Below are 13,124 nucleotides of genomic sequence, written 5' to 3'. Positions count from 1 at the left end.
CCTACAACTGCCGTCCGGTTTTCGGATCGTAAGCCACCGGTACCGGCACCACTTGATCGGTCGGTAGCACTTCCACCCATTGATCGAAGACCTCAAAATCTTCACCGCCCTGCAACGCACGGAAGCCGCCTTGCAGCGGATAAAAACCATGCTCGTAGACCTTGTCGACCGGCGTAGCGGAAACGCGGTTATCGTCGTTGATTTCATCGCCGGGATATCGCCCCACTTTCATCGACTTGGCGTGCTTGTCCGCGACCACATCGCACAAATGATTGATGGCATCGCGGATCGTCACGTTCGGGCCGCTGTGCGGGATTTTGGCCAGCTCATCCGCAGGTGCGACGTAGTTATCGTCCAGCCCTTCGGTGCCCTCCACATGCAAGCGCTGCAACCAGTTCATCGCCGCGCGCTCCTTGCCGGGACGGATCGGAATCACGGCTTTGACCCACGGCGCATTCAGGAACGCATTGCGCATGTTGTCGCCATCGAGTTGCAACAGCCAGCCCAATGATGACCCCAGCTTGGCGGGATCGGATTCTTCGGTAATGTAGTAGTTATCCACCCGGTTATCGTGCACCCCGCCCCAGGTCACGGTATCCATCGACGCAATTCGCGTGTTTTCCGCTACCGCAGCCGCAACGGTGATCAGGTTCTTGGCCGCTTTGCTCTTGATTTGCGTATGAACAGAGCCCCCCGCAGCGGCGGTGCTCACCGGCGCGGGCGTAACGGAAGACGGTTTGCGGATACCGCCCAAGCCTTGATGACTGTGGTGCAAGCGCGGCCGCCACCATTCCGGTGCAACGAAGTACAGCATCTTGTCGATATCGAAAATTGTATTCAGCAGTTCCGACACCACATGCCGCGTGCGGTCGTCCGGCATCGGCAGCCCCTTGGTCAGCATATCCTGGATCAGGCTGCGGTACACCACGATGCGTTCTTCCTCGCGCAAATCCTCGAACTTGCGCGTTTCGATGCGCGACATCTTGTTGATGCGGTCGCGCGCCGCTTCAACAAACGCTTGTTCGTACTCAAACTTGGTTTTCTCGTTGAATTCCTTGATTTTCAGTTCATTCTGCGCGGTGACCTCGTCGTTCAGCTTTTTGCCCGGTTGCCAGGTAATCTTGGCAATCACGCGCAACGGCGACACATTGTGGAAGTTCACATGCTTGACCCTGACGGAAAAACGGATCGCGCCGGGCGTGTCTTCCTGCACTTCGTCCAACTGTAAGCGGATATCGCTGCCGCCATAGTCAAAGCTGATGAAACCGGCTTCACCGTATTCGTAACCCGGCTGATCGCATTGCGCCTTGAAACCGCCAAACTTCCATTGAATCTGCTCCGGTTCGCCTTCATTGTCATCCAGATTCACTTCCTTGCCTTCGCGGTACACTTCGTCCATATCGTCTTCCGGCAGCGTATCCTCGGTTTTCGGCACAAACGGAATATCGATGCTCAAGTCGGTCGTGACCGGCTGCGGCATTGGAATCGCTTCCGGCGGCGGTATCTCGCCCACCTCGGGCCCTTTGGCCAGATGCACCAGCTTGGCGATACCGAGCTGGCGGCTCGGATCGTCGACATACGTCTGCCAGCACAAATACGTGCCGATATCCTGCACCTGCACGCCGACCTGGCGCATTTTGCGGCGCATTTCATAATTGAGCAGATCTTGGGTGGTGTTGTTCAACACGTAGCGCTTGCTCGAGGTATCGGTGGTTTCGGTCACGGTGCGGAAAGTGGATTTATAATTCTTGCGGATCTCAGTGGAAATTTTTTCGGTCTGCTGGCGCATGTGCTTGTGCGAGACTTCGCGTGCCTTCGATTGCGTATTAGCCATATCGATGCTGGCGGACGCGCTGGCGCTGCCGCCGATCCAGCTTTGATTGGCGGTGGCGTTCATGCCGAATTTGGTATCGGATTTGTTATCTTCTTTCACCGCCTGCGACAACTCGTCTTCCTCGGTCAGCGACTTTTCGGTTCTCAGCACCGTTTCCAGCGATGTTTCCAGCGTGCGCTCGACCAACGTCCGACGCGTGCTGACTTCGACCAGTTCCACGCTGCTGCCCGGACTGAGCCACACATGCCCGACCGCCGGACCGAGGAACGTGTCGAATTCAAAGAAATACTGGCGGAACAAATGCACGATACCGATGGGCGACAACCCAGCCCGGTCGAGATCCTTGAACGGATCCATGTAATCGAGCGGGTCCTTGAAACTGAGCAGCTTTTGCAGATTCGCCAGTTGATTGTCCTGCTTGTAGAACAACTGTTTGAGGGTGTCGTACTGCTTGGTTTGCTTCAAGTGCAGCACATAACCCGCCACCGTCGATTCGCGCTGCAACTGCTCCGCCGCCAGTTCGTTGGCAGCCTCCACGCTACGAGGATTCGCCTGCGCATCCTGCGCGGTCTTGTACCATTCCGTCACCTTGGGAATCACTTCCTGGTTCAGCGTCGTCTTGATGCGATCCGCATCGATCAGCTTGTCCCACATGCGCTCATCGTAACGCTCCAGCGGCGGCAACTCGCGCGTGAGATTCTCAATGACAAAACTACCCATTGCACCATGGGCCCCCTTACGCGGCACATCGCTAACGCCCATTTCCAGCCGCGATATTTTCTGCAACACGCCACGCTCGTCCAGCACCATCTCGAAATCGCCGCGGAAACGCTTGAACAGCTGATCGCGCACCTTGCTCAAATCCGCGCTGAACCCCTTGTCCATGCGCTGCTTGATACGCTTGGATTTCCAGCCGATCATGGGCTGATACACTCCGAAGATCTCGCTATCGTAAGGCAGGATATTTTTGTACCGTGAAAAGTCGTTGATTTTCTTCATGACGGATGCTCCTTTCGTAGAATATTGCCAGTAAGGATCGGGAACACATCTAATTACGACTATAGGCAAAAGCGGCGGGGACGTCAAACGGCGAGAGCAGCAAACCTGTTCTTTTTAACCGAGATCGAGCGACTAAGGTGAAAACTGGAAAAACGCAATTATGAAGTGCTTTTAATACTTTTAATTATGGTGGCAATTTGCTCAAGGCCGTCAAACGTACTAGGCAATTTCTCTGGATCTGACAGCACACCACTAAAAAGGGGGGGTCCTAGATTTTGTGTAAACGGTGGTTAATAATGCCGAGGCATTCTTTCGTTAAATTGAATAGTAAACCTGTTTAGTGCCGGTTTCCAATCTCTTAGTGGCATAGACCATTTTTTGGCGATATTGCTGAGAGCCAAATAAAACAATTTGATCACGGCTTCATCGTTGGGAAACGATCCACGGTTTTTGCTGACTTTGCGTAGGCTCATATTGACTGACTCAATCGCATTGGTGGTGTAAATAATGCGCCGTATCTCAGGCGGGTAGTCGAAGAATGGAATGATGCGTTGCCAGTTATTGCGCCAAGATCGGGCGATCGGTGGATAAGCATAGTTCCATTTATCTTCAAAGTCGGCTAACGCGTGTTCAGCCTCATCAATCGTGGCGGCGCTGTAGACCAAACGTAAATCAGCAGCTACTTCCTTGCGTTTATTCCAGCCGACGTAGTTGAGACTATTACGAACCATGTGCACGATACAGAGTTGTACAATGGCATGTGGATAGATGGTTTCAATCGCTTCGGGAAAGCCCTTTAAGCCATCGACACAGGCGATAAAGATATCTTGCACGCCACGATTTTTGAGTTCAGTGACAACGCTGAGCCAGAACTTGGCACCCTCGGTCTGAGCAATCCATAAGCCCAGTATTTCTTTATGGCCCTCCATGTTAATGCCGATCGCCAGGTAAATCGCTTTGGTACGAACGCTACCAGCGTCACGAACTTTGGCATGGATACAATCGAGATAGATCACAGGATACACCGCATCGAGAGGCCGGGATTGCCACTGCTTCACTTCATCCATTACGCCATCAGTGACCGTAGAAATGAGCGTAGGCGATACTTCTGTGCCATACATTTCAGTGAGGTGCTGTTGGATTTCACGCACTGTCATGCCACGGGCATACAGCGAGAGGATCTTGTCATCAAAGCCCGCCCAGCGGGTCTGATGCTTGGAAATGATCAGAGGCTCGAAGCTGCCCTCACGGTCACGGGGGATCTCGATGGGTAACTCACCGAATTCACCTTTCAGGGTCTTACGGCTTTTACCATTTCTGGTATTGCCAGTGGCATTGACTACCGTTTCGTGCTTATCGTGACCAAGATGATCGGCCATTTCTGCTTGCAAGGCACGTTCAACCAACGCTTTGGTGAGTTGCTTGAGAAGACCATGCTCACCGATTAAATCTTCTGGCTTTTTGTAATCGGCCAGCAGGCTATCAATTAAGCCGGCCGGCAGGGGTTTGGGTGTGGTCATTTTTACTCCAAATATATATAAGCAGTTTCCTGCAATATGACCATTTACACAAAATTATTTACACCCCCTCATTTGGAACAACAACCATATTCACATCACTACGATTAAACTTGTAATAAGCTTCATTACTTATCTCATCAACAATACCAAGCTGCAAGTCAACTGCTGACGGAACAAGTCGCCATTCCCGCTCTTTATAGTAAAGATCAATTTCTTTAGTTTCGTCACGAGCAGGACCAAGATCACCCATTTCTTTATCAAAAGAAAAGGCATAGATCGCACTACTCACATATTGATTCAGCATTTCTGTAGTAAACACAACTTCTCCGTCTTTATTCAGAAGCTTAAACTCAGAATCATTCGCTAACTGATTACGTAGCGCCATCACGAACTTAAATTGCTCCCAAAGATTCAAATAGGGAACTCCTCGTCTTTCATTATTATGACTACCTGTAGCGTAATCAACAAAGTATCTTGCTGGATTACCACCAGCATTTTTCACAAATGACTTCTTAAATCCGATGCCAAATTTACCGTAAATAGACGTATGATCATCACATTCCTTCAGAGGAATATCTGTAAAGCAAATAACTTGATTAAAAACAAATGAACCATCCGGGAACTTAACCTGCATTACAGAAGTACGCAGTCCTTGTTCAAATATTTGCGTACATACCTCAAGTTGTCTTAAGGGATTATCTTTAGTAGAACGAGCAAGAAAATGTATAAGATTGTCGGAAATTATAGACATGGCGCGTATAGTTTATTCTGATGAATAGTTTATTTGAAGTACTTCGCTTGCTTCCATTCCTAAAACAACCTGCAATTTAAATATGCCCAGGGAATCTGGAAGGTTGTTAGCAATGCACGAGATGGATATTCACCGGAAATTCTTCAAGGTAAAGTCCGGTTGCTTCGACTAAGTTGGCCAATGCTTCTCCAACGGTTTCACTTTGCGTGGTCGTGCCGATTTCTGAGCTAAAAACAACATAACCGCCTTCCGGTGCCGGTGTCAATACTGCGGATAGTTCCATGATTTTATTCACTGTCAGTTTTGTTAGGATTATATCTAACCTCTTTCTCTTCCGAAGCCCTTAACCGTAAACCGGCTACCTCGCCCCTTTGTGCTTTCAACCGAAATGGTCCAGTTGTAATGCTCGCAGATGCGCTGAACGATAGACAAACCCAGTCTGACTCTATCCGAGTTGTTGGGATTGTATACCGCATAACCTTTGAATATTTGCGCTTGCATCACGGGATCGATACCCACACCGGTATCGGTAACGGTTAATTGATCGGGTTCCAGCGTCACCACGACACTTCCCCGTTCGGTATAACGGAATGCATTGCGCACCAGATTGGCGACTAAAACGCTTAGGATTCCGGAAGGCGCGGATACGGCTAGCCGGCCATTCTCCTCGACAACAACTTCAACCGGCTTATTGCCCAGCCACACCCGTTGCTGCTCGATCACTTTGCGGACGATAGGCCCCATTTCGTGCGTGCCAATATCCGTCGGTTCGTTATGAATCTGCGCCAATATCAAGAAAGTTTCGATCAGCTCGGACATCTCTCCGGCGGCGCGTTGAATGCGCTGAATCCGCTCATGTTCCGCCGCGGACAAATCCTTTTTAGTCGCCAATACCTCTGCCGCCATGCTGATGCTGGTAACGGGTGTTCGTAACTCATGACTGACGTTGCTGGCAAACTCTTTCTCGCGGCTCAGCAGTTGCTGTAATTGCTGATGATAATGCTGTAGTTTGTGCGCCAGAACGCCTATCTCGTCATTGCCAAATTCGGATAAATCAAGAACCTCGCCGGGTTGATTCTTAAACGCCATGACTTGATAGGCCAGCCGTCTGATGGGGCTGATCACATAATGCGCCATTCCCCAGCCAAAGATAAACGCGATCAGCAAGGTAATGAATGCACACAATCCAACGAGACGGATGAATTCAAGTTCACGCTTATGGATGCTGGTGTCGTCAAATTTGATGGCATAACGCGCATCACCGATATCTTCGACCAGCACGCGATAGTCCCGGCCATTGTATGTGACATCGTGAATGCCGCGAGGAAGGTTACGCAGGTATTCTGGAATAGTATCCGTTTCGTCCGGCAGTGCGGAATAAATGACGATGGTTGAGCGCGAATGCGAGAATCCGGATTTCTGTGCGTCATTGCCTTGCTGCTGGAACCGTTTAAGCTCGGCATGCAGTATTTCATCGAGTATGTTGATTTCAATCGTTTTCAATGCAACGACCAGACTCAAACCGAGTAACAGTGTGATCACGGTACCCAGTAATAGAAACGACAGGATAATGCTGCGGCTCAGCCGTTTAGTCTTCTGCATTCCTGTCCGTAATCTTGAACCCGAAACCGCGTACCGTATGCAAAAGCGGCTGATCAAACGGCCGGTCAACGAGCTGCCGGAGATTAAAAAGATAGGTTCGCAAAACATCGCTGTCTGGCGGATGACCCTGCCAAACGGCACGCTCCAATTCTTCCCTGGTAATGACGCGGTGTGGATTCTGCATCAGATACATGAGTAACCGGAATAATGACGAGCTGAGTTCTATCCGTTTGCCCGCGCGATAGACTTCGTGCGTGCTCGCATCGAGCGTGAGATCGCCGATCTGCAATCGTGCATCCGGCACACGGGCAATGCGTTCGGATAATACTTTGATCCGGGCTGCGAGTTCTTTCAAGGAAAAAGGCTTGACCAAATAATCATCCGCACCTGATTCAAAACCTTCTAATTTATTCTCCAGTAAACTTCTTGCGGTTAACATGAGCACCGGAATTGTGCGGCGTGCGTCATGGCGAATACGGTAGCAAATATCAATGCCATCGATATCCGGTAACCCGAGATCCAGAATGATCACGCAATAATCTTTCGTAATCGCCAGATTCAATCCGGTCATACCGTCGCTGGCTATGTCGACTGAGTAGTTTAAGTTCTCCAGATAATCGCGAATACTGGCAGCGATATCTTGGTTATCTTCTATGACAAGCACTTTCATGACGCATCCTTACCCAATAAAATCCAGAAGAATTAATCAGGTTTCCGCCAAGCAGCTTCGCATCGCCCAGCCAACGAAGGGCGGATTTGCTAGTCCGCCCCCTGTACGCTGATTCCTAAGAAAATAACAACGAAATGTTACTGCAGATTGCTGCTATCTTTCCTTAGATTATCAAAGTACCGCTTAACGACCGTTTTGCCTGACAAGTTGTCGTGTTTGGTAAACACCATAAAATGAATGATACCGTGTAATACCATTGCAATCAGCAAACCTTCAAAAATACCCACTTTATAAACCAGCCCAGCGGTTAAAAAAGAAAGTACCACCGCATAAGGACCATAGTGCGTCACATGCACCAATCCGGCAATCATTTTGTACCCGGTAAACATCATGATCGCCGCCAGTGAGAACTTGGGCAAATAGTTAAGATAATGGGTATTGAAGGTAAAGAAGCAAACCACTGATCCTATGATCAACACGGAAAACTTGGTCATTGCTCCGGCGAGCTTATTCGTCGTGCTTTTAGCCAAACCGTCCAGATTGGTCATGCCATGAAAGAAGCTGGACCCCAGATTGGCAATCCAGATAGCCAGCAAACTATTATTGCTATTGGTTTTGCGCTGTAATGGATCGATTTTCTCGATCGCCGCATTACTCATGACCTGTTCGATGACGTCAACAATCGCCAGCATGGCACAAAACAGCACCATATAGGCCAGCATCAAGAAAGATACGTCTGCTTGCGGCAATGGCAAGCGCAAATGAAGATCGACATCTTGCACGGAAATCATCGGCACGTTGACAAACCGGGCCAAGATGACACCGCCGACAATGAGCACGAAATAGGGAATGGCAGGTTGCGTATTCTTAAATTTGGAGAATAGCAATAAAAATACCGCAAGACCCGCACCTGAGATCGCTACCATTTGAATACGCGCACTATTCCAGAATTCCTCGGTAACCTGCGTATCTGAAATTTCATAAGTAAATTCCGAAAACTTCAGCAATATTTTTAATCCCACACCGGCCAGCAATCCTTCCACCAGATAAACCGGAACGGCGACCAGCAGGTACCGCTGCCAATTGAATTTCCAGATAATGGCTTGCATGACCGCCGTCAGAAAAATACAAAACGCCATATTTTCCCAGCCAAAAGTAGCAACGCCCATTGCCAGCACCGGCGCCAAACCCGCGGCGATACCCGGTGAACCGATGTAGTTACCTGGCTTGAACCAGGCATTAATCCAGCCAATGAAGGAAGCAAAAGCGACCGTTGCCAGCCCCACTTTGATTGGGTAATCGGACATGATCGCAATACCGACCGTTAGCGGAATCGCCATTGCACCGGTAATGAAGCCTGCGGCAGTATCGCGTAACAGGTATTGCGATTGAAAAGCGGCGGAACCGGCTTTCTTCGCTACAGGAGCTGTAGCTGTTTGTTCGCCAGGCAACAATTTCTCTATTGTTTGCGATTTCATAAACTGTTCCCCCCAATAAAATTAAATGACAATGGACAACAAGAGATTTAATATTCGAGGCCCCATTGCGTAATTCTCCTCTAACTTATTGCCGGTAATACACTCTATTGCTTTGACAGTTTACTTATATCTTAATTGATGTAAAATTTTCGTAAAATCTCTGTTAAGGCTTTGTTAAAAAAACACCAAAATAGCTTGATATTCCTTATCACCCGCGGATATTCACGCTTTCCTAAGGACAAAGATACTTAAAAGAAAGTCAGACTACGGCCACAACAGACGAATCAATCCATTGTTGCGGTACTTGCACTGGGGTTGTGAACGATGCGCAGCGCTGAAACTGGCACGATATGATGGTGGAATTCGCTACAACAACTGTAAGCGCCTTAAAAGCGCTTACACTCTTGAAATAATTGCCGTGCCTAATCGCTAAAAAACCGCTTCAACACTTGAATCATATATTCATGATCCTGCACACCGGCGCTTTCCCGGACGCTGTGCATGGCCCACATCGGGCAGCCGATATCGACGCTGCGGATGCCGAGTTTCGCCGAGGCGATCGGGCCGATGGTGCTGCCGCACGGCAGGTCGCTGCGATGCGAGTAGCGTTGATGGGGAACACCGGCTTCCTCGCACCAGCGGATGAAATGCGCAATCGACACGCTTTCGGAGCTGTAGCGGCGGTTGGCGTTGGATTTGATCACCGGGCCTTTGTTGACGAAAACGCGATGGTCGGCGTCGTACGCCGAAGGAAAGTTGGGGTGATAAGCATGCGCCATGTCCGCGCTGATCAAGAAACTCTGTGCCAGCGCCCGTGCCGTGTCTTCGCGCTCGGATGAAGCTGCGATGCTGATACGCTGCAACACATCGGACAAGAAGCTGCCACCGGCGCCAATATGGCTTTCGCTGCCGATTTCCTCGTGATCGAAAAACGCGCACACCAAAGTACTTTCCGCATGGTTCAGCACGCTATCGTCCAGCATGGCTTGCAGCGCGGCGTGACAGGAAGCCAGGTTGTCGATCTGGCTGTCGGCGTAAAATTCCTCGTTCGCACCCCAGAACGCACCCTTCTGCGTATCGTACACCGCCAGATCCCACGACAACAGTTGCTTGGCGCCGATGCCCGTTGCTTGTTCCAGCAGTTGCAAAAAGTAAGGTTTCGGTAACTGGCCGCCGGTCAATTGCGCGAACAGCAGCGGCAATTCATTCTGCTTGTGAAACTTCAAACCATCCTCATTGACACCCCGGTTCATGTGAATCGCCAGATTCGGCAAACGCAGCAACGGCCGGTCGAAGCGCACCCGTTTATATGCGAGATTTCCTTTCTCGTCGAGGTAGCTGATCCGCCCGGCCAAACTCAAATCGCGATCGGCAAAGGTCGCAAGGATCGGTCCGCCGTAAATTTCGACGCCTAGCCGGGCAAGGCCGTCGCTCGCGGTCGCGGCGTTCGGCCGGATGCGGAATCCGGGCGAATCGGTATGCGCGCCCACTATCTTGAAGCCCGACTCAGCCGGGGCTTTATTTCCCAACACGAACAGCACAATCGACGAATCGTCGCGCACGACATAGTATCGCCCGCCTGCTTGCAATGACCATTTGGCGGTTTCGTCGAGGCGGACAAATTGCGCTGCCTGGATCGCCGCTTCGACCGTAGCCACCGCATGCCAGGGGCTCGGGCTTTGGTCGATGAAATCCAGCAAATGCTGCACGTGTTGTTGGGCTGTCATGATTGGTATTTTTTCTCAATGATTTATACAGGGAAACGGGAAACCGTTTTTGTTGCGGGAAAAATATACGGAAAGGCGGGGATACAGTCAAATGCGCTGCTGTCAGAAAATGTTTGGAGCCAATGATCGCAAAAATTTAGAAATGAGCGGTGATTGCACCTTTCAGGCCGGTACGTGGCAACACGGCATTGATGATAAAATCCCGGCAACTACATTTAATAACACTGTCCAGCAAAGGAACCGCTGCGTGCCCCGCTTTCAAAATAAACTTTTCTTACCGCATTTTCAGTTTTTCTGTTGTTTGTTTCTTCTGTTCAATCCATCGATCACCCTCGCGCTGATCGCGGATGCAAAAGAAATCGAACGGCAACTCGCAAAACCTTCGGCGCTTTCGCTAAACAAAAACGGGCTTGCCGACTTGCAACGATTCTATGCCGCGCGGAATTCCCAGCCGGTATGGGTCACGGCAAACCCGGCATCGGCTTTGCTCGACACGGCGTTAACGTTTATCGCCAGCGCGGAAACCGAAGGGCTGGATAGCGAAGATTATCAACTACAACATTTACAGCAATTGCAGCATCACGCCGGACGATCTTCATCCGCAGCAGTCGAGCTGGAAGTGCTGACAACGCATGCCGTGCTGATGCTGGCGCGGGATTTAGCGCGCGGTCATTTGACAGCCGCCGCGGCTGACAAGGATTGGCACATCCCACAGCGTACCTTCGATGCCGTCGCATTCTTGCAGGAAGCGCTCAAGAAAAACCGCTTGCACCAAGCGTTCGATGAACTATCCCCGAAGCATCCCGGTTATCAGTCGCTCAAGCAAACATTGGCACACTACCGCCAGCTCGCCGGTAATCACACCGAGTGGGTGCATATTCCCAGTTCACCCTCGATACGGCCGGGCGACACACACCCGCACATTCCCTTGATCCGTCAGCGCATGCTGCAAGCGTATGCGGCCGACGGTGTTGCCGAATATCACATCGCCGCCAGCGGAAATCAGCACTACGATCCCGAGCTGGTGACGGCGGTCAAGGCCTTTCAAGCGCAGCATGGTTTGAACAGCGATGGCGTGATCGGCAAAAACACCCTGCGCGCCATGAACCGGCCGCTGACCTGGAAAATCCGCCAGCTGCGCATCAACATGGAGCGCTTGCGCTGGCTGCCGGAAAATTTGGGGGCGCGCTATTTGCTGGTGAATACCGCCGGTTTCAAGCTTTCCGCGTTTGAAAACGACGAGCAAGTGCTGGATATGCGCATCATCGTCGGGCGCGATTACCGCAGCACGCCCAGTTTCAACGGCGCGTTGTCGCACATGGTGATCAATCCCTATTGGAACGTTCCGGTGAGTATCGCCACCAAGGACTTGCTGCCAAAGCAGCAAAGCGACCCGATGTTCTTCACGAATGGCGGTTTCAAGATTTATCCCGGCAATAACCGCAACGGCGAACCCATCGACCCGGACACCATCGACTGGCATAGCCTCAAGCGAGGATTCCCTTATGTTCTGCGCCAGGATCCCGGCAAACACAACGCACTGGGCCGGCTCAAGTTCATGTTCGCCAATTCTTTCGATATCTATCTGCACGATACGCCATCCAAATCGCTGTTCCAGAGAGATATCCGCACATTCAGCTCCGGCTGCATCCGGCTGGAAAAACCGCTGGAATTGGCGGCTTTCGCTTTGAACAAAGAAAGTTTATGGGAAAAATTCACGGAAAACATGGAAGGCGACAAAACCATCACCACGCATTTACCTAAACCGCTGCCGATTTACTTAGTGTATATTACGGCCTGGACTAATGGGCCAGACAAATTAGTACATTTTTACCCCGATATTTATGACCGGGATTCAAGCACTTTGCGTTATGCTCGCTGGTAGCAATTGATTATTCGCACACATTCGCAAGATTTTCAGGGAGAAAACAGCCGATGATACGAAGTTTATTCAATCAAGCAAACTCATCAAAATCAGAATCAGAACAAACACCAGAATTAAGCCGCCGCCGTTTTTTACGTGCAGGATTAGGCGCATGCGCCGCACTGGCGCTACCCATGACGGCATCGACCGTGCATGCAGCAATCAGAAGACCATTTGAAAAGAAACTCAGTTTCCTTAACTTACATACCGGCGAGCGCACACAAGCCGTGTTTTGGGCCAATGGCCGCTATATTCCCGAAGGCATGCGCGCGATCAACCACGTATTGCGCGATCACCGCACCGGCGACCGGCGTTCCATCGATCCCGACCTGTTCGACTTACTCTATTTATTGCAACACCGCTTAGGCACCCGGCAAGAATTCCATGTCATCTCCGCCTACCGTTCACCTGCCACCAATGCCAAACTGGCCGAACAAAGCGGCGGCGTCGCCAAAAACAGCATGCATACGCACGGCAAAGCCATCGACATCCGCCTGCCAGGCCGCAAACTCTCCGATATCCGTTCTGCTGCGATGTCACTGCAAGCCGGTGGCGTCGGTTATTATCCTTCTTCCAACTTTGTTCACTTGGATACGGGCAATTTCCGTTACTGGTAACG

At 50.7% G+C, this 13,124-nt stretch carries 10 protein-coding genes; 2 read left to right on the top strand and 8 right to left on the bottom strand.

Features of this window, described 5'->3' with window-relative positions:
- Position 1: 1 nt before the first annotated feature.
- From R2083_RS03545 to R2083_RS03510, 8 genes are all read right to left on the bottom strand, one after another.
- On the bottom strand, positions 2-2,833 hold the full coding sequence (locus R2083_RS03545; RefSeq protein ID WP_317537542.1) for a hypothetical protein: 2,832 nt from the start codon (positions 2,831-2,833) through the stop codon (positions 2-4).
- A gap of 290 nt (positions 2,834-3,123) precedes the next feature.
- On the bottom strand, positions 3,124-4,353 hold the full coding sequence (locus tag R2083_RS03540) for an IS256 family transposase (protein ID WP_317537414.1): 1,230 nt from the start codon (positions 4,351-4,353) through the stop codon (positions 3,124-3,126).
- A gap of 58 nt (positions 4,354-4,411) precedes the next feature.
- Positions 4,412-5,104, bottom strand: a complete 693-nt coding sequence (locus tag R2083_RS03535) for an abortive infection system antitoxin AbiGi family protein (RefSeq protein ID WP_317537541.1) — start codon at positions 5,102-5,104, stop codon at positions 4,412-4,414.
- Between the two features lie 106 nt (positions 5,105-5,210).
- Entirely contained in the window at positions 5,211-5,387 is a 177-nt protein-coding gene (locus R2083_RS03530; RefSeq protein WP_317537540.1) for a type II toxin-antitoxin system HicB family antitoxin, read from the bottom strand.
- Positions 5,388-5,422: 35 nt separating this feature from the next.
- Positions 5,423-6,706: a HAMP domain-containing sensor histidine kinase gene (locus R2083_RS03525; protein WP_317537539.1), complete on the bottom strand. Its 1,284-nt coding sequence runs from the start codon at positions 6,704-6,706 to the stop codon at positions 5,423-5,425.
- Entirely contained in the window at positions 6,693-7,376 is a 684-nt protein-coding gene (locus tag R2083_RS03520; protein ID WP_317537538.1) for a response regulator transcription factor, read from the bottom strand. Before R2083_RS03520 ends, R2083_RS03525 begins: the two co-directional genes overlap by 14 nt.
- A gap of 137 nt (positions 7,377-7,513) precedes the next feature.
- Positions 7,514-8,854: a SulP family inorganic anion transporter gene (locus R2083_RS03515; protein WP_317537537.1), complete on the bottom strand. Its 1,341-nt coding sequence runs from the start codon at positions 8,852-8,854 to the stop codon at positions 7,514-7,516.
- 422 nt (positions 8,855-9,276) lie between these two features.
- Positions 9,277-10,581, bottom strand: coding sequence for a M18 family aminopeptidase (locus tag R2083_RS03510; protein WP_317537536.1), 1,305 nt, complete (start codon positions 10,579-10,581; stop codon positions 9,277-9,279).
- 247 nt (positions 10,582-10,828) lie between these two features.
- Here R2083_RS03510 and R2083_RS03505 point away from each other — a divergent pair, with 247 nt between their 5' ends.
- Positions 10,829-12,466, top strand: coding sequence for a murein L,D-transpeptidase (locus R2083_RS03505; RefSeq protein ID WP_317537535.1), 1,638 nt, complete (start codon positions 10,829-10,831; stop codon positions 12,464-12,466).
- Positions 12,467-12,516: 50 nt separating this feature from the next.
- Positions 12,517-13,122 carry a DUF882 domain-containing protein gene (locus R2083_RS03500; RefSeq protein ID WP_317530097.1) on the top strand — a complete coding sequence of 202 codons (606 nt, stop codon included), beginning with the start codon at positions 12,517-12,519 and terminating at the stop codon, positions 13,120-13,122.
- Positions 13,123-13,124 lie beyond the last annotated feature (2 nt).

It is taken from the genome of Nitrosomonas sp. Is35, from assembly GCF_033063295.1.
Classification (GTDB): domain Bacteria; phylum Pseudomonadota; class Gammaproteobacteria; order Burkholderiales; family Nitrosomonadaceae; genus Nitrosomonas.
The sequence above is the reverse complement of the archived record's forward strand: the minus strand, read 5'-3'. Positions and strand labels throughout refer to the sequence as shown.